At 65.2% G+C, this 20,776-nt stretch carries 13 protein-coding genes and 3 pseudogenes; 7 read left to right on the top strand and 9 right to left on the bottom strand.

The genetic code is table 11. The features are described 5' to 3' along the window. Positions 1 to 102: 102 nt before the first annotated feature. Both FHW94_RS09230 and FHW94_RS09225 read left to right on the top strand, forming a co-directional pair. Entirely contained in the window at positions 103 to 2,145 is a 2,043-nt protein-coding gene (locus FHW94_RS09230; protein WP_168555321.1) for a hydantoinase/oxoprolinase family protein, read from the top strand. Beyond that, positions 2,142 to 3,863, top strand: a complete 1,722-nt coding sequence (locus FHW94_RS09225) for a hydantoinase B/oxoprolinase family protein (protein ID WP_168555320.1) — start codon at positions 2,142 to 2,144, stop codon at positions 3,861 to 3,863. The genes FHW94_RS09230 and FHW94_RS09225 overlap by 4 nt, the downstream gene beginning before the upstream one ends. Here FHW94_RS09225 and FHW94_RS09220 read toward each other — a convergent pair. From FHW94_RS09220 to FHW94_RS09210, 4 genes and pseudogenes are all read right to left on the bottom strand, one after another. Beyond that, entirely contained in the window at positions 3,860 to 4,429 is a 570-nt protein-coding gene (locus FHW94_RS09220; protein WP_246866045.1) for an IS5 family transposase, read from the bottom strand. The two genes, FHW94_RS09225 and FHW94_RS09220, sit on opposite strands and share 4 nt — an antisense overlap. 47 nt (positions 4,430 to 4,476) lie before the next feature. Beyond that, positions 4,477 to 4,536, bottom strand: a pseudogene (locus FHW94_RS23700) (hypothetical protein); the annotation flags it as partial. 711 nt (positions 4,537 to 5,247) lie between these two features. Next, positions 5,248 to 7,035, bottom strand: coding sequence for a M14 family metallopeptidase (locus tag FHW94_RS09215; protein ID WP_168555319.1), 1,788 nt, complete (start codon positions 7,033 to 7,035; stop codon positions 5,248 to 5,250). 79 nt (positions 7,036 to 7,114) lie between these two features. Further along, positions 7,115 to 8,017, bottom strand: a complete 903-nt coding sequence (locus tag FHW94_RS09210; RefSeq protein ID WP_246865939.1) for a LysR family transcriptional regulator — start codon at positions 8,015 to 8,017, stop codon at positions 7,115 to 7,117. Positions 8,018 to 8,344: 327 nt separating this feature from the next. Between FHW94_RS09210 and FHW94_RS23695 the strand changes: the two genes are divergently transcribed. Further along, entirely contained in the window at positions 8,345 to 10,912 is a 2,568-nt protein-coding gene (locus FHW94_RS23695) for a LuxR C-terminal-related transcriptional regulator (RefSeq protein WP_168555318.1), read from the top strand. A 5-nt stretch (positions 10,913 to 10,917) separates the two neighbouring features. Here FHW94_RS23695 and FHW94_RS09200 read toward each other — a convergent pair whose 3' ends face one another. From FHW94_RS09200 to FHW94_RS09190, 3 genes are all read right to left on the bottom strand, one after another. Then, positions 10,918 to 11,346: a thioesterase family protein gene (locus FHW94_RS09200; RefSeq protein ID WP_168555317.1), complete on the bottom strand. Its 429-nt coding sequence runs from the start codon at positions 11,344 to 11,346 to the stop codon at positions 10,918 to 10,920. A gap of 40 nt (positions 11,347 to 11,386) precedes the next feature. Then, on the bottom strand, positions 11,387 to 13,690 hold the full coding sequence (locus FHW94_RS09195) for a bifunctional salicylyl-CoA 5-hydroxylase/oxidoreductase (RefSeq protein ID WP_168555316.1): 2,304 nt from the start codon (positions 13,688 to 13,690) through the stop codon (positions 11,387 to 11,389). A 100-nt stretch (positions 13,691 to 13,790) separates the two neighbouring features. Then, complete coding sequence (locus FHW94_RS09190) at positions 13,791 to 14,255, bottom strand: MarR family transcriptional regulator (protein ID WP_168555315.1); 465 nt, start codon at positions 14,253 to 14,255, stop codon at positions 13,791 to 13,793. Positions 14,256 to 14,357: 102 nt separating this feature from the next. Here FHW94_RS09190 and FHW94_RS09185 point away from each other — a divergent pair, with 102 nt between their 5' ends. Genes FHW94_RS09185 through FHW94_RS09175 form a run of 3 tightly spaced genes read left to right on the top strand, consistent with a single transcriptional unit; the run spans position 14,358 to position 18,793 of the window. Continuing rightward, on the top strand, positions 14,358 to 15,134 hold the full coding sequence (locus FHW94_RS09185; RefSeq protein ID WP_168555314.1) for a cyclase family protein: 777 nt from the start codon (positions 14,358 to 14,360) through the stop codon (positions 15,132 to 15,134). A 6-nt stretch (positions 15,135 to 15,140) separates the two neighbouring features. Further along, positions 15,141 to 17,285 (top strand): indolepyruvate ferredoxin oxidoreductase subunit alpha, encoded by a 2,145-nt coding sequence (locus FHW94_RS09180; RefSeq protein ID WP_168555313.1) that lies wholly within the window; start codon positions 15,141 to 15,143, stop codon positions 17,283 to 17,285. Between the two features lie 38 nt (positions 17,286 to 17,323). Beyond that, a complete protein-coding gene (locus tag FHW94_RS09175; protein WP_168555312.1) occupies positions 17,324 to 18,793 on the top strand; it encodes an indolepyruvate oxidoreductase subunit beta family protein in 1,470 nt (489 codons plus the stop codon). 206 nt (positions 18,794 to 18,999) lie between these two features. On the opposite strand, the pseudogene FHW94_RS23020 reads toward FHW94_RS09175, so the two are convergent. Continuing rightward, positions 19,000 to 19,128, bottom strand: a pseudogene (locus FHW94_RS23020) (IS3 family transposase); the annotation flags it as partial. A gap of 184 nt (positions 19,129 to 19,312) precedes the next feature. Then, complete coding sequence (locus FHW94_RS09165; RefSeq protein ID WP_168555310.1) at positions 19,313 to 19,711, bottom strand: hypothetical protein; 399 nt, start codon at positions 19,709 to 19,711, stop codon at positions 19,313 to 19,315. Between the two features lie 84 nt (positions 19,712 to 19,795). Here FHW94_RS09165 and FHW94_RS09160 point away from each other — a divergent pair. Then, positions 19,796 to 20,562, top strand: a pseudogene (locus FHW94_RS09160) (IS5 family transposase). Positions 20,563 to 20,776: the final 214 nt, after the last annotated feature.

The following is a 20,776-nucleotide window of genomic DNA, read 5'->3' as shown; positions in this document are numbered from 1 at the left end:
GCGGGTCTTGCGTCAGATGCAACGACATCGGCGCTTCTTGGTCCGTTTGCGCAATATCATCGCGGCATTCGAGGGATTCATCCAGATCCGGGAAGCGCGTGCATGAAGAGATTTCGTGTGGCAGTCGATATCGGCGGCACATTTGTGGATTCGATCCTGTTCGATTCCGAAACCGGCACGACCCGGCTGGCCAAGGCATCGACCACGCCCGACGAACCCGTGCGCGGGGTACTGGCCGCGCTCGACCGGCTGGGCGTGGCGCTGTCGGATACGGAGCTGTTCGTGCACGGCACCACGCTCGGCCTCAACGCCGTGATCGAGCGGCGCGGCGTGGAAACCGGCATCATCACCAATGCCGGCTTTCGCGACATCTTCGAGATCGGCCGCGCCGATGTGCCCGCCGCTTCGATGTACGACTATCGCTATCAGCACGCGCCCAGCATCGTGGCGCGCCGGCACCGCCATGGCGTGGGCGGGCGGATCGATGCGCAGGGCATGGAGATCGAGCCGCTGGACGAAGCCGCCGTGCTCGATGCGGCGCGCCTGCTGGTGGAGGCCGGCATTCGCTCGGTGGCGATCTGCTTCCTGCACAGCTATCGCAATCCCGCGCACGAGGCACGCGCGGCGGCGCTGATCCGCGCGGCCTATCCGCAACTGGCGGTCTCGGCCTCCAGCGCGATCACCCGCGAATATCGCGAGTACGAACGCACGGCGACCGCCGTGGTCGATGCCTATATCAACCCGATCTTCAACGACTATGTCGGCCGGCTGGAAAGCGGGCTGGTCGATGCGGGCTTTGCGGGCAAACTGCTGATCATGCGGTCTGCCGGCGGCGCAATGACCGCGCAGACCGCGCGCCAGGCGCCGATCTACACCGTGCTGTCGGGGCCGGCGGGTGGGCTGATCGGCGCGGGCCAGCTGGCGCGGGCGATCGGACGCAACCGGGTGCTGACGCTCGATTATGGCGGCACCTCGCTCGATGCCGCAGTGATCGAGGATGGCGAGCCGCTGGTCATGCACGAGGCGCCGCTGGCCGACCTGCCGGCCCTGATCCCGATCTTCGACATCCGCTGTATCGGTGCGGGCGGCGGTTCGATTGCCTGGGTGCAGGAAGGCCTGCTCCAGGTGGGGCCGCAAAGCGCGGGCTCTCAGCCCGGGCCCATCGCCTATGGCCGGGGCGGGCAGGAGCCCACCACCACCGACGCCGCGCTGATCCTGGGCTTCCTCGATCCCGCGACGTTCCTGGGCGGCACCGTGGACCTTGACGTGCCGGCCGCGCGCCAGGGCATGCAGGATCGCGTCGCCACACCGCTCGGCATCGATATCGACCGCGCTGCCGCCGGCATCTTCGACGTGCTGGTGGCCCGCACCGCCGGCGCCATTCGCGAAATCACCGTGGAGCGGGGCCGCGATCCGCGCGACTTCTCGATGCTGGCGTTCGGTGGCGCCGGGCCGATGATCGCCCCGCTCATCGCGCGCGAGGTGATGAACGCCGAACTGATCGTGCCGCAATCCCCGGCAGTCTTCTCGGCCTGGGGCATGCTGATGTCGGACATCGTCACCGATGTGGCGCTGACCGAACTGCGCCTGCTCGAACCCGCCGCGCGAGAGGCGATCGAAGCGAAGTTTGCAACACTTGTGGAAGAAGCGCGCGGACAGCTGGAAGGCCAGACCGGCAGCAACACCGAGCGCCGCTACCTGCGCCTGGTGGAATGTCGCTATGCTGGGCAGGAGCATGCGCTGGAAATCGAACTGGGCGAAGGCGAGGATCTGGCCGCGCTGCGCACCCGCTTCGACGATCTGCATCGCGAACGCTATGGCCATGCGATCGCCGGGCCGGTGCAGATCGTGACGCTGCGGGTGCGCGCCAGTGCGGTGATGCCCAAGCCGACGCTGCCGTTGATCGCCACGGCGCAAGGTCCGACCAGCGCAGCGAGCACGGGCACGCGCAATGCGTTCTGCTTCGCGCTTCGCCAGCGCACCGCCTTCACCGTCTACGAACGCGGGCGTCTGGGCGCGGGCCACCGCTTCGATGGCCCGGCCATCGTGGAAGAGGGCACGACCACCACCGTCATCCATTCCGACCAGACCGTTGCCGTGGACGAATACGGCCATCTGATCATCTCCAGCAGGGGGATCGCGTGAACCAGCCCGCACCGCTCGATGGCGCCACCATCGAAGTCATCCGCAGCTATCTCGTTTCGGCCGCAGAGGAAATGCGCCGCACGCTGATCCGCACCGCGTTCAATCCCGTGATCTACGAGGTCCTGGATTTCGGCATCTCGATCTACGACGCCGGTCTGGAACTGATCGCCGATGCGCCGGGCCTGGCGTTTTTCCTCGGCGCCAATGATTATGCGATCCGCAAGGGCGTGGCCTTTGCCGGCGCCGAGACGATGCGTCCGGGCGACATTTTCATCATGAACTATCCCTACTGGAATTCGGCGCACGCGCTGGATGCCACGCTGTTTGCGCCAGTCTTTGCCGCAGGGGACGACAAGCCCTTTGCCTATACCTGCATCCGCGCGCACTGGATGGACCTGGGCGCCAAGGATCCGGGCTATGTGCTCGATTCCACCGACATGCACCAGGAAGGCCTGATCTTTCCCGGCACCCGCATCTACAAGGATGGCGCGCCGGTGAAGGACATCATCGACATCATCAAGTTCAATTCGCGCATGCCCGGCCCGGTGATGGGCGATCTCGATGCGCAAGTGGCGGCAACGCGCACCGGGGTGGAACGGCTCAACGCCGTGCTCGCCAAGTTCGGCCGCGCCGCGTTTGACGAAGCGGTCGCCCGCATCAAGCTGGCCAGCGATGCGCTGGTCCGCCGCGCCCTCGCCGAATTGCCGCGCGGCACCTGGGAAGCGAGCGACGTGGTCGATGACGATGGCATCACCGATGATCCGGTGCCTATCCACGTGAAAGTCACGATCGACGACGATGGCCTGACCTGCGATTTCTCGGGCTCGTCGCCGGCGGTGCGCGGGCCGATCAACATTCCGATCGGCTTGACCGAAACGGTCTGCAAGTTCGTGCTCAAGTCCCTGACGTCGGCCGCCCAGCGCAACAACGCCGGTTCGTTCCGCGCGCTTCAGGTGATCGCGCCCGAAGGCAACCTGTTCCACGCGGTCTATCCCGCCGCCACGTTCACGCAGTGGCCGGCCCACCTGGCGCTGGAACTGGTCTACAAGGCGCTGGCGCAGGGAATGCCCGAGCGCATCGCGGCCTGTTCGGGTGGGGACACGCTGGGCTTCATGATGATTGGTACCGACCCCGTCACCAAAGCGATGTACGCCGTGTCGAACAACGAGCCGGTGGGTTGGGGCGGCAGCGCCGGGTTCGACGGCATCAATGCCACCAACCACATTTCCGGCAGTCTGGTGCGCAACACGCCGATCGAAGTGATCGAGATGAAGACCGGCATGATGATGGAGCAGTTCGAAATCCAGCAGGATTCGGGCGGCGCCGGACGGCAGCGCGGCGGCATGGGCACGCAGCGAGTGATTCGCTTCACCCAGGACGGCGAATTCCTCTCGATCACCAAGCGCTCCAAGGAAAAGCCCTGGGCCCTGGCCGGCGGCGAACAGCCGCAGACCAACGAGATGATCGTGCGCCTCGGGACGCCCGAGGAAAAGCGCGTGGGCACCTATCGCATGCCCGTAGCAGTGGGAGACCGCGCCATCGCGCGCGGCGCGGGCGGCGCGGGCTATGGCCGGGCGGTGGAGCGCGACCCCGCAGCGGTGCTGGCAGACGTGCGCGATGGTTATGTGTCGCGCGAGGCAGCGCAAGCGGTCTACAAGGTGGCGATCGCCGAAGACGCAGTGGACGAGGCCGAGACCGAGGCGCTGCGTGGGGCCTAGGCGGCGTGGACAAATTTGATCCAGTATCTGGCGGTGGCGAGATGGACCATGTCGAGGTAGCTGTTGGCAAGCTGGTCGTAGCGGGTGGCGATGGCGCGGTTGATCTTGAGTTGGCCGAACATGCGGTCGATCTGATTGCGCTGTTTCCGATTGCGCTGTTTGTAGAGCGCTCGATCATACTCGATCTTCACACGGCGGTTTGACCGGCCAGGGATGACGGCCTTGATCTTTCGTTCGACAAGATCGGCGCGGATGGCATCGGCATCGTAGCCTTTATCGGCAAGGAATGCGTCAGGTGCCTGCTCAGGCAGGTCGATCAAATCATCATACGCCTTGCAATCTGCGGCCTCGCCGCCCGTCAGGTGGAACGCGACTGGCCGACCAAGGGCATAAGCCAGACAGTGAAGTTTACTGGTGAACCCGCCCCGCGAGCGGCCAAGAGCGCGTCGATGAGTCCCCCTTTTCCGCCCGCTGCCGAGACGTGGGCGCGGGCTGTGATGCTGTCGATGCTGTAGTGGCCGCTGTCGGCCATGATCTCGACCAACGTTACGGCAACGGCCTCCCAGACCCCGGCCTCACTCCACCGCCAGAACCGGCGATAGATGGTGGTCCAACTGCCATACTTGGGCGGGACATCGCGCCATGGCGCTCCGCAGCGGAGCCGCCAGAGAATGCCATTGATGATGGAGCGGTTCTACTCAGGCGGCCTGCCTCGGCTACGGTTCTCAGGCTCGATTGGCAGCAAGTCCTTCAGAACGCGCCATTCCGCCTCAGTTAGATCACCCCTGCTCAAGCCTGCCTCCAAAAAGCTGCTTAGAATCAGCGACGGGAGGCTACGTCAATCTGGTCTCTTTGTGTCGGTGGAATGATGCGAAGCGACGCAACGAAATAGCAGGCTGCTGGTACGGCTATGACCAGAGACAACAAGCCTGCCCGGCCAAAAATCACGCAGCCGCCAAATAGCGGACCGGCTATCGCTGCCAGAGACCAAGGTATCGGGCGACGCAGGATCGCGTCCCCAAACCAGAAGGAAAGGACAGCGGCAGCAATCAAAAAGGGCACAGAGAATGTAGCTATCACAACGATGAGAGAGCCAAACATCAGACCGGGTAGCGCCAGCGCCAGCGCCCACACGCCGATCACGCGGGAGGACACGTCAATGCGGAGCGTTGGGAATTGCATCTCGCTAATTCTAAATCAAACGGCGATTTTGGCAAACGCCGCGGTTATAGCTCAGCGCGAGGGTGCCGTGGAATTTGTCCACGCCGCCTAGGCGTTGCGCGTGGAAATAGCGGGACCCCGGACTTGATCCGAGGTCACGCTGTTTGAGGCGTTCCCGGCCGTTTCGGCCAATCAACCGCTGTTGAATTGGCCTAGGCCCCGGTCAGCAGCGCGCCACGGGGTAGAGCATGTGGCGCTCGTCGCGGTAGGGGGAGCGCAGATAGAACCACTTAAGCCGCGCCATTGGATCGGCGGCAAAGGCGTTGTCGGCCGCGAGCTTTGCCTGGAATTCGGCGCGCAGGTCCGGGTCGGTGGCGAGCATTTCCTCGGCCATCGGCGCCACGACATAGGCTTCGAGATATTCGACCGGGTCGAGCATTCCGGCGATCAGCCCCTGCGCGAACAGTGAATCCGCGCAGGTCGGCTCCAGCATGTGGATGGCGAGGTCGCCCAGCGGCTGGTCCGTGGTAACGAAAGCGGAACCTGGCGCAAAGCGTTCGCGGCGTCGCTCGATCTGCGCCACGCCGGCCTTGAGCGTAACGCGCCGTTCGGAGACGGCACCGGCCACTTCGAGGTCGCATAGGCGCAGCATGTCGACTTCGATCTCGATCCAGTCGGGCGCGATGTCCATGGCGATGCCGTGGGCGCGCAGGCGGTCGAGCGCGTCGAATTCGCTGGCGGGCACCCAATAGCCGCGCGGGCGGGGGATGCGGGTGGCGGGTGTCGATCCGAACACCGGCGTTTCCACCGGCGGCAGGGGCGTGCCCAGCCAGCGCACTTCCTGCGCGCCCGATGCCGGGCTTTCGTAGAACTTCGAGGCAATGGGGTGGAAGGTGATCGTGCGCACCGGCTCGTGCGCCATGTCCCAGGCCAGGATCGGCTCCGGCTCGCGCCGGGCGCGATCGGCCGCCAGCGCAGCGCGCAAGTCTGCGCCATGCATCACGGCTGCGCGCAGCGATGCTTCGAGCAGCGCATAAGTGCCGAGCACACGCCGGCGCACGGTTTTGAGCGAATGGTTCTCCACCAGCACCGTCGGGATATGGCGCAAGTCTCCATATCCATGGGAGAAGCGGGGCGGGAAGGCGGGCAGCATCAGGCCCAGCTCCGGCCGGCGGTCGTCGGCCGCAAGGATCAGCGGGCCGGGAGCATGGCCCTGCGCCTGCATATGCGCATCCACTTGTGGGCGATAGGTCTGCTCCAGCCAGGCGCTGATTTGCGGAGAGGCGGAATAGAGCGGGTCCTGGAAACCGAAAGTGATGTCGTACTGGTAATCGAGCCCGTCCGTCACGTGCATGTCGATGAACAGGTCGGGGTCGATCTTGGCCAGCAGGCGCAGGATGGCGCGGATTTCCGGCGACTGTGCCTTGACGAAATCGCGGTTGAGATTGAGCCCCTGCGCCGACGCCCGCCAGCCCTGTACATTGGGCCCGCGCTGGTTGGGGCGGCTATAGGCAGAGCGTCGTTCGTGGCCATCGGGATTGAGCACTGGCACGAAATACCAGTCGCAGCCGACGATCAGGTCCGTCTTGCCGCCCAGCGCGATGTCGCGCAGCAGCATGAGGCTGGCATCCTTGCCGTCGATCTCGCCGGGGTGGATGCCGCATTCGCTCAGGACGCGGATCGGTTCCGCTGCTGCGGAGAGGTCCGGCCGCTGCCCCTGCAAGCGGGCTGCGATGCGCCGATGATCGGTGCTGGCCACCACCAGCATCAGCGGCAGGCTTTCGGCCGAAAGCCCGTAATCGTAGAGGCGGACCAGCGGTGACGCGTCTGCCAGCCGAGCGAGCCATGCCAGGGTTTCGGAATACGTTGGGGTCGTATCGAAATCCGAGCGTTCCGCCGGCGAGACCCAGGGATCGTCTTCGGGCCGGATCAGCGCTTCGCTGGCGCCGCTCCAGGGCTGGACGGGCGGCAGCGGCGCGCGCCGTTCGGATGGCCAGTATGCGGGCTTCACGTTCTCGTCCTTTTCGCGCATGTCCGCCTCGCAGTCTAGGCCGCGTTCATTGCGCGCGCGGGGCGATCTCGTTGCGCGATCAGTGCGTCCAGCTGCGCATCTTGGCTTCGAGCACGGTCAGCAGCTTGGCGGGCGCGCCTTCCAGATGGCGGCCGAGGCGGGTGATGAGGTGGACCGAGACGGGATCGGCCTCGGTCTCCTCGAACGGGATGGCCACCAGCCGGCGGGTGGACACTTCCCCGAACGCTGCGATCTGCGGCAGCACGGTGGCAAAGCGTCCCTCGGCCGCAAGATCGCGCATCATCGCGATCGAGGAGGTGGTCTGCGCGGGTTCGAGATGGATGCCCGCCACCGCTTCCATCTGGCCCACAATCTGGCGGATGCGAAACCCCCGGGGCGGCAGGCACAAGTCGTGCTGGGCCAGATCGGCGATCGTGACGGTGTTCTTGCGCGTCAGCGGGTGCGAGGGATGGACCATGATCATCAGCGGCTGGGCCAGCGAGAGCCGCACCCGCACTTTGGGTTCTGGCTCGATCTGGAGCACCAGGCCGATGTGCATTTCGTCCTCCTGGACCATGCGCACGATCTCGCTGGTCGAGCCGACATGGGTTTCGATGCGCAGGCCGGGGTTCCTGCTGTGGAACGCGTCGATCGTCTGGAAGAACGCGCTCGACAGGAAACCTTCGCCCACCGCCAGGCGGATGGAGCCCTTGCGCACGCCGCGCAAGTCCTGGATCTTGGTGCGCAGGCTGTCCAGTTCGGCGATCTGGGTGCGGTGAAAGTCGTAAGTCAGCTCGCCCGCCTCGGTGAGCTTGACCGAGCGCCGACCTTTCTCGATCAGGTTGACGCCGAGATAACCTTCCAGCTGGACGATCTGCCGGCTGATCGAGGAGACGGCGACGCCCAGTTTCTCGCTGGCCAGCCGCATCGAGCCCTGGTTCGCGGCCTCGTAGAAATAGCGCATTGCCACATCCATCAACATCGGCGCCTCCATCACCCCACGCATTGCCCGGCAACGCGTCTGCCGCAGTGCAGGATAGCGGGTGCGCCGGGCGGCAGGCACGGGCCAGAATGGACAGGATCGTGCATATTCGGCCAGTCACGGCCCAGCGCGCGCTTGCAGCGCCGCGCGCCGGGGCGTTAGTGTCCGCCCCATGCGGATTCTCCTGCCCCCATTTGCGTGCCAGACGCCATGACCGGGCGCGGTCTTCCCGTTCGGGTAGCGGCAGCGGATGAAGCTTTGGAGACAGCCGGTCCCGGGGGAAACCAAGCTGAATGGCCTGCTGCACCGCAGCACGCGCGGCCGCCCGTGCCGATCTGCGGCGATGTGCGCCTGGCGCGGTTTGCCGACCTGCTGGCGACGGATGGGCGCGAGCGGATCGTGCAGGTCTTCGGGCCCACGGGCCTGGGCAAGACCACGCTGCTCGCGAACCACGTCCGCGGACCAGCCGCAGGCGCGGCTTCGTTCCGCTGGTTGACGCTGCGGGCCGGCGATCTGGGCGATGGCGGCGTATTCGAGCGGGCCATCGCGCAGGCCGTGGGTGCCAGTGGCGATTTGCCGACGGCCGATGCCATCGGGCAGATTCTGGCCGGCCTGAACGGGCGGCCGCTGATCCTGTTGATCGATGCCAACGCGCTGGATGTCGAACCCGTGGGGCAGGCGCTCGGCCAGCTGCTGCTGTGGACGCCGGAACGCTTCAAGGTCTGGCTGGTTTCGCGCCGCCCCTGCGCGGCGCTATTGGCGCAAGTGCGCTCGCCCCATCTGACCCGCTCCCTCGACCCGGCGCAATTCCTGTTCGATCCGGCCGAGGCGGCTGCCTATGCCGCGATGCACCTTGCCGCTGGGCCAGGTACCGGGGTTGCCTCCGGCTGGCCCCTGGCCGAAGCGGTGGCGACGGATATTGACGGGCCCTGTTCGGTCGAGGCCGTGCTCGACCATGCCGGCGGTCTGCTCGAAGCCGCCATGCGCGAAGGCATCTGGCAGGCGCTGAGCGTGGACGCCAAACTGGCGTTGACGCAGACGGCCATGCTCGAATGGGTCGACGAGCGATACCTGGGCCGGCTGCTGGCACCGCGCCTTGCGTTTCCCGTGCTGATGGAACTGGGCCAGCTGGCGCCGCTGATCAGCGTGCGGCGCGGCGTGGACGGCGGGTTTTCCGCCAATGCGCTGCTGCGCGGGTTTGCCCGGCGCGAACTGGACAAGGGCAAGCCGGCAGACCGCGCGCAGGCCTATCGCGAGGCGCTGCACTATCACGTCGAACGGCGCGCGCCCGATGCGGCGATGGCGCTGGTGCGGGACTGCGGCGACCAGGCCCTGGCGCGGCTGGCGTTTGAAGCCTTTACCAGCGGCGAATTGCTCGGCGCATCGGGCTACACGCGGGTGCGGGATACCCTGTCGCAACTCTTGCCCGACTTTGCCGAGCAGCCGCAGGCGGCGCAGTCCGGCCAGGTGACCATAACCCAGGCGGTGATGCTGATGAAGGAGGGGCATTTCCCCGAAGCGCGGCGCCTGCTCGACGCAGCGCGCGAATATGTGACCGAGGAACTGGCCTACCAATCACCGTCGCAATCGCGGGTCTATGCCGATTTCATCATCGCGCAGCACGTGCTGGCGTTCCATTCGCACACCCAATTGACCGAGGCCCAGCTGGCCGAGGGCTTCTTCTGGTCGACCTATACCAACGACCGGATCAATGCCGCCTTCGTCTATGCGCTGCGCAGCCTGCACTATTTCCGCCAGGGCCGCTTTGCCCTGGCGCAGGAACAGATCGAGGCATCGTGCCGCAAATACGAAAGCGCTACGGCGCATTACGGGCTTGGTTCGGCCATGCTGGTCGATGCGATGATTGCCCTGGCGCAAGGCAAGCTGAGCCGGGCGAGCCGCCTGGCGACCGAAGCCGGCGCGATGTTTGCGCGCACCCTGCCCGATGACGTCGGGCTGCGGGCCGTTGGGGAATGCGTGCTGTGCGAGGTGGAGCTGGAGCGCGGCCGAACCGAAGGCCTGTTTGACCGGATCGATGCGGCGCTGCGCGATCTGGAGGCGCACGACGGCTGGCCCGATGCCTTCGTCATCGGCTATCGCGTGGGCGCGCGGGCGGCACTGATGCACAACGACCATGCCCGCGCGCTGGAACTGCTCGATCGCGCGATGCGCCTGATGCGTGGGCGCCGGCTGGGCGATATCGAGCACTTCTGCCGCATCCTGCACGCGGGCGTGGTGGCGGATAGGCGTCAGGGCCGCGATCTGGTGCCGGCGCTGGCCGACACGATCGCCACGAGCCGCGTCGGCTGGCGCGCGCGCGACGAGGCCGCGCTGCTTCAGGCGCAGGACGCGCTGCTGGCCAAGGATGCCGAAGCGCTGCGCGCGGTGGCGGATCGGCTGGAGCGTCAGGCCTTGGACAGCGGGCGCGCGGTGACGACGATCCGCGTTTTCGTGATCCAGGCGCTGGGCCTGTTCGACCAGGACCGCGTCGAAGCGGCAGCCGAGCGCCTTTACGAAGCGATCGTGATGGCCCAACCGGAAGGGATCGTACTGCCGTTTGCAGAGCAGGGCCCGGCGCTGCTGCCGGTGGTCGATGCGATGAAGACAGTGCCGGCCTATCGCGCGGCGGGGCGGGGGGTGCGCAGTTTTTGCGCCGGCGTGGTGCGCACCGTCGCGGCGCATGCTTTCGATGCATCGGGCGGCATCGCCTTCGCACCGCGCGAGCTGTCCGTCTTGCGTGGGATCGCCCTGCGCCATTCCACCAAAGTGATCGCCCGCGACCTTGGCCTCTCGGCGAGCGCGGTCAAGTTCCACCTGGGCAATATCTATCGCAAGCTGGGCGTCAACAAGCGCTCGGCCGCCGTCGCGGAGGCGTTGCGCCGGCGGCTGATCTGACAGGCTTAGGCCGCAGGCGCGATCGCCGCGGGCAGGCCTCGCTCGATCCCCGTGCGCAAAGTTTCGGGCCAGGCGATGGGGCGTTGGCTGTGCAGGTCCATGCACACCAGCACGACCTGCGCGCGCAGCCGGGTCACGCCGTTGCCCGCAAATTCGATCGACAGCGCGCAGCTGGTACGGCCCAGCTGCCGGGGCGCGATCGTGATGTCCAGCCGGTCGCCCAGGCTGCTCGGCGTCAAGAATTCGGTTTCCAGCCTGACCGTGGGCACCCCGATATGGTGTTCAAGATGCATCGTCTTGAAATCCATCCCGAGATCCTGCTCGAACCAGTCCTCCACCGCGCCGTTCAGCATCTCGAAGTAGCGCGGATAGAAAACGATGCCGGCAGGATCGACGTCTGCGAAACGGACTTGTGCGCGGGTGGTGAAAGGCATGGGTCAGTGTTCCGGACCGGATGAGATGGGACGATGGCGCTCAGGCGCGGACGGCCGCAGGCGCCTGCGCGGCGCGCTGGGCCATGGCATGGCCGGTCACGTAGGGCAATGGCACCGGCTGCGCTTCGTGGCCGGCGGCAACGGCCGCGCGCAGCGTCCAGACCGGATCGAACAGGTGCGCGCGGCCAAGGGCCACGAGATCGGCGCGGCCGGCGGTGAGGATCGAATTGACCTGGTCAGCGTCCGCGATGTTGCCCACCGCAATCGTGGGAATGCGCGCTTCGTTGCGGATCTGGTCGGCAAAGGGCGTCTGGAACATGCGGCCATAGACCGGGCGCGCCTCGGGCGCGGTTTCGCCGGCCGAGACATCGACGATATCGACGCCGGCTTCGCCGAGCAGCCGCGCGATGACGACCGCTTCGGCTGGCGTGACGCCCGCCTCGCCTACCCAGTCGTTGGCGGAGAGGCGCACCGCCAGCGGCTTGTCCGCCGGCCAGGCTGCGCGCACGGCGGCCACGACCTGAAGCGGAAAGCGCATGCGGTTTTCGAGCGAGCCGCCGAATGCGTCGTCGCGCCGATTCATTACCGGGGTGATGAAGCTGGACAGCAGGCTGCCGTGCCCGGCCTGGAGTTCCAGCATATCGAAACCGGCGCGATGGGCGCGCTCGGTGGCGGCGATGAATTGCTGGACGATGCCGGCCATTTCGTCCTGCGCAAGCGCGCGAGGGACCAAGCCACCCTGGCGCCATGGCAGGGCGCTGGCCGAAACCGTGGTCCAGGGCTCTGCCAGCGGCACGTCGTAGCCGACGCCTTCGCCCGGAACGCGGCAGGCCGCCCGCGCGCCGGAATGGCCGATCTGCGCGCAGGTCTTCGCCGCCGAATGCTGATGCGCGAAGGCATTGATGGCGGCCCAGCGCTCGGTCTGGCCTTCGTGCCACAGGCCGGGGCAAGCCGGCGTGGCGCGGCCTTCAGGGCTCACAGCGAGCAGTTCCGTCACCACCAGGCCCGCGCCGCCCAGGGCCCGCGCACCATAGTGCACGTTGTGGAAGTCCGTGGCATAGCCGTCCGGATCGGCGGAATAGGTCAGCATCGCGGGCACGACCACGCGATTGGGCAGCGTCAGCCCGCGCAGGGCATAGGGCGTGAACATCGGCTGGACGGGGGTGTTGCGCCCTTCGTTACCCGCCCAGAACCAGCGCTCTAGGCCTTCCAGCCAGGTGCGGTCGCGCAGGCGCAGGTTCTCGTGGCTCACGCGTTGCGAGCGGGTCATCAGCGAATAGGCAAACTGGGGCAGGTCGAAGCCGAGGTAGCGGTCGATCGTCTCGAACCATTCGGTCGAATTGCGGGCGGAATTCTGGATCTTGAGCACCTCGACATGGCGCTCCGCCTGGTATTCGGCAAGCGCAGCGGCCAGTTCCTCGCGGCCGATGATCCCGGGCCGGTCCAGCACTTGCGCCAGCTTGATCGCGTCTTCCAGCGCCAGCTTGGTGCCCGACCCGATCGAGAAGTGCGCGGTATGCGCGGCATCGCCCAGCAGGACGACATTGTCGAACGACCATTGCCGGCAGATCACGCGGCGGAAGTTGATCCATGCGGCCGACCCGCGCAGATGCGTGGCGTTGGAAATCAGCCGGTGACCGTCGAGATGGCGGGCAAAGATCTTCTCGCACAGCGCGATCGATTCGGCCTGCTCCATCGTGTCGAGGCCCAGGCCCCGCCAGGTTTCCGGCGCGCATTCGACGATGAAGGTGGAATGCGTGGCATCGAAGCGATAGGCGTGCGCCCAGATCCAGCCATGCTCGGTCTGTTCGAAGATGAAGGCAAAGGCATCGAACAGCTTGGTGGTGCCCAGCCACGAGAACGTATTGCGCCGGGTTTCAATGTCGACGTCGAACTTGTCGGCATTGGCGGCGCGGATCATGGAATTGACGCCATCGGCGGCAACGATCAGGGCGAAATCGGCATAGCGCGAAAGGTCGGCATCGAATTGTGCTTCGAAATGCGTCACGACGCCAAGCTGCGCCGCGCGCGCCTGCAGAATCTGGAGTAGGCGCTTGCGGCCGATGCCGATGAAGCCGTGTCCCGAGGACGTTACCGTACTTCCACCCACGGTGACGTCGATATCGTCCCAGTGGGCAAAGCTGTCGGCGATGGTGGCCGCGCTCACCGGGTCGTTCGCCTGCAGATTGGCCAGTGTCTGATCAGAGAATACCACGCCCCAACCAAACGTGTCTCCAGAGCGATTGCGCTCGAAGACGTGTATCTCGTGCGAGGGGTCGCGCAACTTCATCGAGATCGCGAAATAGATGCCGGCGGGTCCGCCGCCGAGACAAGCGATACGCATGATCACGCCTCCTGGGTAGATCCCAGGCGTACATCGATAAACTTGCATGTGCAAGTTTAATTGATGCTCTGCGCCGGCGTTGCGGCCGATCGCGGCGGCTTCAATTCAAGTTGTCATGCAGCCTCGCGAGGATGTCCAGCATGCGCGCGAAGTCTGCTGCCGAGAAGCCCTTGATGATCTTGTCGTAGAGCGGCGCAGTCACCTTGCGCGCCGCGGCCAGCACTTCGCGCCCCCGGTCGGTCAGCTCCAGCTCGGTGACGCGACCGTCCTGTTCGCTGGGGGCGGAGACCAAAAGGTCCGCCTTGGCCATGCGCTCGACGATGCGCATGACCGTGGATAGGTTGATCACGGCAGACTTGGCCACCTGGCCGATCGCGAGTGGAGCCTTTTCGCCCAAGATCATCAGCACGCGCCAGGTCGGAATATCGATGCCTACGGTGCGCAGCTCCGCTTCTATGACCACGTTGTAACGGCTGGCCGCGCGATTCAGTAGGTAAAATGGGTAGGCATCGAGACGGAATTTTTCCGATCCGGGATTGCCGAAGGGGCGCAGATCCTCACTCATTCAAAACTCCAAGCGGCAGTCAGCGGTCAAAAACATTTTAGTTGCATATGCAAGTTAAGGGGATAGTCTTTGGGGTAATGGTCCGAAAAGGAGCCCGAGTCCATGACTGACGTTCTCGCTGCCCTCACACATGCTATTGCCACAGGCGACATCGCTGTCGTGGACCTGACCCAGACGCTGTCCGAAGACACGCCCTTGCTGGTCTTGCCCGAACCATTCGGCCAGACGGCAGCGTTCTCGCGCACGGAAATATCCCGGTATGACGAACGCGGCGTGGCCTGGCACTGGCACAACTTTACGGTGGGCGAGCATACCGGCACCCACTTCGATGCGCCGGTGCACTGGGTTTCGGGCAAGGATCTGGCCGACAACACGGTGGACAAGGTGCCCGCGCAAAAGCTCGTCGCGCCGGCCGTCGTTCTCGATTTCTCCGCGCAATGTGCGGTCGACGCCGATTTCCTGCTCAAGGCCGAACACATCAAGGCCTGGGAAGCCGAGCACGGCACGATTCCCGCCGGCGGCTGGGTGCTGTTCCGCACCGACTGGTCCAAGCGCGATGCGCAAGGCTACACAAATCGCCGCGAGGACGGCGCCCATACGCCGGGCCCCGACGTCTGCGCGGTGCGCTACCTCGTCGAAGAACGCGACGTGCTGGGCTTCGGCGTCGAGACAATCGGTACCGATGCTGGGCAGGCGCATCTGTTGGACCCGATGTATCCGGCGCATACTCTGTTGCACGGGGCGGGCAAGTACGGCCTGCAGTGCCTGGAAAACCTCGACAAGCTGCCGGCGACCGGCGCGGTGGTGATCGCCGCGCCGCTCAAGATCCGCGACGGGTCGGGCAGCCCGCTCCGCGTGCTCGCGCTGGTTGCGGAGTAACCCGGAATGGCGGAGCGGTCGTTCAAGCGTGAAGTGGTCAAGCTGACGGCGGGCGAAGGCGAAGTCTTCACCGGGGAAGGCATTCTGGCCGTGACCAAGGCCCTGTTGCAGTCGGGCGTCGCCTATGTCGGCGGGTATCAGGGTTCGCCCATCAGCCACCTGATGGATGTGTTCGCCGATGCCAACGACCTGCTGTGTGATCTGGGAGTGCACTTCGAAGCGAGCGCTTCGGAAGCGACGGCGGCGGCCATGCTGGCGGCCTCGGTCAACTATCCGCTGCGCGGGGCGGTGGCGTGGAAATCCGTCGTGGGCACCAACGTCGCGTCCGACGCGCTGTCCAATGTCGCTTCTGGCGGGGTGACCGGTGGCGCGCTGATCATCGTGGGCGAGGACTATGGCGAGGGCTCCTCGATCATGCAGGAGCGCACCCACGCCTTCGCGATGAAATCGCAGATGTGGCTGATCGATCCCCGGCCCAACCTGCCGAGCATCGTGGATTCGGTGGAACAGGCTTTCCGCCTTTCCGAAGCGTCGAACACGCCCGTCATGCTGCAACTGCGCGTGCGATCGTGCCACATGACCGGCTCGTTCGTGGCCAAGGACAACCGCCGCCCGCCGCTCACCGTGGGTGAGGCGGTCGCGGCGCCGGTGCGCGATACCGACCGGATCGTGCTGCCCCCCGCCAACTTCCTCCACGAGGTGGAGAAGATCGAGCAGCGCTGGCCAGCCGGCGTGGCCTATGTCCGCGACAACCGGCTCAACGAATGGTTCGGGCCGGCACAGAGCGAGGCGGGCATCGGCATCATCGTCCAGGGCGGGCTCTACAACAATCTCAACCGCGCGATGGAACTCCTAGGGCTGGCCGATGCCTATGGCGCCGCGCAGCTGCCGATCTATTGCCTCAACGTCACTTATCCGCTGATCCCCGACGAAGTAGCCGCGTTCTGCGCGGGCAAGCGTACGGTCCTGGTTGTCGAGGAAGGCCAGCCCGAATTCATCGAGCACGAGCTCAACACGCTTGTGCGTCGCGCCGGGCTGGACACCCGTATCCTGGGCAAGGACATGCTGCCGCGCTCGGGCGAATATACCGCCGACGTGATCCGCAAGGGCCTGTCGCGGTTCCTGGCGGATCAGGCACCCGCCTTGGCGCCGGCCCCCGACGCCCCGGATCCGCTGCAGGCGCCCGTCGCCCAGGAAATCCCGCAGCGGCCGGCAGGCTTCTGCACCGGCTGCCCGGAACGACCGATCTTCACCGCGATGAAGCTGGTGGAGCGCGATCTGGGCCCCTCGCACGTTTCGGCCGACATCGGCTGCCACTTGTTCTCGATCCTGCCGCCCTTCAACATCGGCAACACGACGATGGGCTATGGCCTGGGCGCGGCGGGGGCTTCGGCATTCAAGCCCAAGGACGGCGAAGGGGGCAAGCGCTCGATCGCCATCATGGGCGACGGCGGGTTCTGGCACAACGGCCTGACGTCCGGCATCGGCAACGCGGTGTTCAACAAGGACGACACCGTCACGATGATCATCGACAACGGCTATTCGGCGGCCACCGGCGGGCAGGACATCCTGTCGTCGCGGGCCGACAATGCCAGTCGCGAAACGCGCAATCCGATTACCAAAGCCGTTCGTGGCGTTGGCGCGAAATGGGTTCGGGAAACGACCCGCACGTATGACCTGGCGCGGATGACGTCCTTGCTGCGCGAGGCGCTGACCACGCCGGAAAAGGGCCCGAAGGTCATCGTCGCCCAGTCGGAATGCATGCTCAACAAGCAGCGCCGCGAAAAGAAGGTCACCGCTGCCGCGCTCAAGGCCGGCAAGCGGGTCGTGCGCGAACGCTTTGGCGTGGATAGCGACACCTGCACCGGGGACCACAGCTGCATCCGCCTGTCGGGTTGCCCGTCGCTGACGATCAAGCCCAACCCTGACCCGCTGCGGCAGGACCCAGTGGCCCATGTAGAGAATTCCTGCGTGGGCTGCGGTCTGTGCGGCGAAATCAGCCATGCCGCCGTGCTCTGCCCCAGCTTCTACCGCGCGAAGATCGTGGCCAATCCCGGCCGGCTGGAACGGCTCAAGGCCCGGATCGGCGGCGCGATCATCGCCAGCCGGCAGTCGGCCGCCGAACGCGGCCGCGCCGCGCGCGCATTCTGACACGCCATCGCCCAGGCACCCCTAGCAAGAGAATGACCATGTCCGTCGCAACACAAGATCGCCTGACCATCGCCATTCTCGCGTTGGGCGGGCAGGGCGGGGGCGTCCTGGCCGACTGGGTCCAGGACGTTGCCCGCGCCGAAGGCTGGCTGGCCCAGGGCACGTCGGTGCCCGGCGTGGCGCAGCGCACGGGATCGACCGTCTATTACGTGGAACTGGCGCGGCCCGATGGCTCGGGCCGCGTGCCCGTTTTTGCGCAGATGCCCATGCCGGGCGACGTGGACGTGGTGATCGCGTCCGAACTCATGGAAGCGGGCCGCGCCTTGCTGCGCGGGTTTTCCACCGCCGCGCGCACCACGCTGATCGGTTCCACCCACCGCATCTATGCCATTGGCGAGAAGCAGGTGATGGGCGATGGGCGCGGCAATAGCGACAAGATCATCGAGGCGGCGCACAAGCGGTCCAGGCGTTTCGTCGGCTTCGACATGGACGCGGCGACCGAACGATCGGGCAGCGTGATCAGCGCGGTGATGTTCGGCGCCCTGGCCGGCAGCGGCGCCCTGCCGTTCCGGGTCGAAACCTTCCGCCAGGCGATCGAGCAAAGCGGCATTGCCGTGCAGAGCAATCTGCGCGGTTTCCAGGACGGGTTCGAGCAGGCGCAGGGGCCCGTTGCCGTGCCCGATGCGCCGGTCCACGCCGCGCCCGAGCCGACGACCGATCGCGGCCGCGTGCTGGCGGCGCGGATCACCCGCACGCTGCCGAATGCCGCGCGGACCAATGCGCTGCACGGCGTGGCCAAGCTGATGGACTATCAGGACGCGGACTACGCTGCGCTTTATCTCGATCGCTTGGAGGCCTGCGCCGCGCTGGACGTGGCGCCCTATGCCGTCACGGCGGAAGCGGCACGCCATCTGGCGCTGTGGATGGCCTACGAGGACACGATCCGGGTGGCCGATCTCAAGATCCGGGGCAGCCGCTTCGCGCGTGTGCGTGGCGAGATCAAGGCCCAGCCCGACCAGGTCGTCTCGATCGTGGAATTCATGCACCCGCGCCTTCAGGAAGTGTGCGAAACCCTGCCCGCAGGCATCGGCCGCCGCATTCTGGCCAGCCAGGGCTTGTCAAACCTGCTGGGCCGGTTCTTCCGCGCAGGCCGTCATGTTGAAACGACAAGCCTGCGCTGGTTCCTGGTGCTGCATATGGTGGCGAGCATGCGTATTCTGCGCCGGCGCTCGCTGCGCTACGCCGAAGAGCAGGCGCGCATCGAGCACTGGCTCGATTTGGTGCGGGCCGAACTGCGGCGAGACGGCGAGGCTGCGCTCGAGCTCGTCAAGTGCCAGCGCCTTATCAAAGGCTATGGTGATACATTCGAACGCGGTCTGGCCAATTATGAGCGCATCGTGGCCGAACATGGGCGGGTAGCGCGCAGTGCGGGAGAAATTCGCCGGCTGCGCGACCTGGCGCTGTCCGACGACACCTCTACCGCGCTCATGCAAGCGATGGCGCGCTGAGCGACAACGGCGTTCAGTCCGCTTTTCTGTCCCGGTAGAACAGCGCTAAAGCCGCGGCGGCCAGCACTAAGGCCATGCAAACGAATTGCGGTAGCATCGGGAACAGGCGGCCATTTCGCTGGAGAGCCTGTAAGGGCTATCGACCAACAGTATGGGCGATACCCTGCCGTTCTCGGCGATCAGCAGTGCAGCAGCAGAATCGAGATGCTTGCCTGCACGCCCGAGTTTCTGGTGTCCCTCACCAGGCACAGGTTCTCGCGGCAGGCGCCATCGTGGATCGCCAGGATGCGCAGCCGACGGGAAGCGCCGAACGTGTCGGCCACGAAGTCCATCGAGCAGGTCTTTGCTGCAAAGTGGCTCGCCACTGGTACCATCATGGCGAAATCCCGCTGGCTTACTGCGAATCGTACTGCCAGCGTCTTGACCAAGGCAGATCCGACTCTTCTTTATAGGCAAGGCGGCTGCGCTTGGCCCGCATAGTTATCGCGATGCTAGGTCGTGAACCCATAAACTGAGCGGCTATTTGGCCGAGCTAACGCTTGTGAGCTTCTCTATGAGGATGTTTCTGGTGGCGTCCCCAAGGTAGCGCTTCTCATGGGGGTTGAGGCTGATGCGGCCGACCAGCGTCACCGTGAAAGTTCCCCATGGTGGCTCAGGCTTTTTCGATCCGATCGCCTTGCGGGCCGCCGCATCCAGTTGTTCGCATAGGCCTCGGACGCACTTGATCGAGGCGCCATCGCCATCTTGCAGCAATTTTCCCGCAGCATCCCGGCATTGCTCGAACCGACTGTTCTCGAAGTTGGTGAACCAAGTGCAAGTAAGAGAACGTCGCGCTCCGAAGGCTTCGCCATCGAAGGTGAGGTTCTGTTGCTCGGCTGGAGCCGCAGACGCTAAAGCAAAGACAACCAGCTGCCACATATGAGCATCATACCTTCTCGCACGCCATCCGCAATCATCTCTGCATGCCTTCCCTATCGCGCTAACTTATGATTCAGTGTCGGCATGAGCCGGTACGACCTGACCGATTTCGAGTGGCGCGTCATCGCGCAGCTATTGCCCAATAAGCCACGAGGTGTCCCCCGCGTCGATGATCGCCGCGTGCTGAACGGTATTTTCTGGGTACTTCGATCTGGTGCGCCGTGGCGAGACCTACCCGAGCCCTATGGCCCGCGCACCACCTGCTACAACCGCTTTGCACGATGGCGTAAAGCTGGCGTGTGGGACCGGATGATGGATGCCATCACCGCCGCTCATGATGGCGACATCCAGATGATCGACAGCACTTCCGTTCGCGCCCATCAGTAGGCCGCGACGGCAAAAAGGGGGATCGAGATCATTGTCTCGGTCGTTCCCGAGGCGGGCTCACGACCAAAATCCATGCGGTCGTCGATGGGCAAGGCTTCCCGATCCGGATGAGCCTGACTGCTGGGCAAAGCAATGACAGTAAAGCTGCTGATGACCTACTCGATCATGTCGGTGCTGGAACAATCGTGCTGGCCGACAAGGCCTACGATGCCGACCGCATCCGGGCGTCTCTGCGTGAAAGAGGTGCGTTCGCCAATATCCCGCCCAAGTCCAACCGCCGATCAAAGCCGTATTTCAGCACTTGGCTCTACCGCGAGCGGAACCTGATTGAGCGCTTCTTCTCCAAGCTCAAGCATTTCCGCCGGGTTGCCACCCGCTATGACAAGTTGGCCGAGAACTTCCTCGCCATGGTCCAACTCGCCTCAATGCGCCTCTGGCTCCGAGTTTATGAGTCTACGGCCTAGCTGTTAGGCGCCTTCCATGGCTTCTAAAGACTGGAGTCAACGGCTTGAAGGAAGCATGGCCAAGTTCTTTCCAACAGAAAATCGCGATCTTGCTGAGCCTGATGGCATGGCAGTCTGAAGGCTGAGGAAAATGCACAAGTTGTTGTGATTTATCGATTATAGACAATCAGGGGGCGGAATTGTTGGGTAAAGCGCGAAAGATTTTTTATTTATT

Source organism: Novosphingobium sp. SG720 (genome assembly GCF_012275365.1).
Classification (GTDB): Bacteria; Pseudomonadota; Alphaproteobacteria; order Sphingomonadales; family Sphingomonadaceae; genus Novosphingobium; species Novosphingobium rhizosphaerae.
The sequence above is the reverse complement of the archived record's forward strand: the minus strand, read 5'-3'. Positions and strand labels throughout refer to the sequence as shown.

Bases quoted from the DNA above. Each gene is read 5' to 3' on its own strand.
- FHW94_RS09230 (WP_168555321.1), top strand. From the start codon at position 103: ATGAAGAGATTTCGTGTGGCAGTCGATATCGGCGGCACATTTGTGGAT.
- FHW94_RS09210 (WP_246865939.1), bottom strand. From the start codon at position 8,017: ATGTTGATGGATGTGGCAATGCGCTATTTCTACGAGGCCGCGAACCAG.
- FHW94_RS09200 (WP_168555317.1), bottom strand. From the start codon at position 11,346: ATGCCTTTCACCACCCGCGCACAAGTCCGTTTCGCAGACGTCGATCCT.
- FHW94_RS09195 (WP_168555316.1), bottom strand. From the start codon at position 13,690: ATGCGTATCGCTTGTCTCGGCGGCGGACCCGCCGGCATCTATTTCGCG.
- FHW94_RS09190 (WP_168555315.1), bottom strand. From the start codon at position 14,255: ATGAGTGAGGATCTGCGCCCCTTCGGCAATCCCGGATCGGAAAAATTC.
- FHW94_RS09185 (WP_168555314.1), top strand. From the start codon at position 14,358: ATGACTGACGTTCTCGCTGCCCTCACACATGCTATTGCCACAGGCGAC.
- FHW94_RS09180 (WP_168555313.1), top strand. From the start codon at position 15,141: ATGGCGGAGCGGTCGTTCAAGCGTGAAGTGGTCAAGCTGACGGCGGGC.
- FHW94_RS09175 (WP_168555312.1), top strand. From the start codon at position 17,324: ATGTCCGTCGCAACACAAGATCGCCTGACCATCGCCATTCTCGCGTTG.
- FHW94_RS09165 (WP_168555310.1), bottom strand. From the start codon at position 19,711: ATGTGGCAGCTGGTTGTCTTTGCTTTAGCGTCTGCGGCTCCAGCCGAG.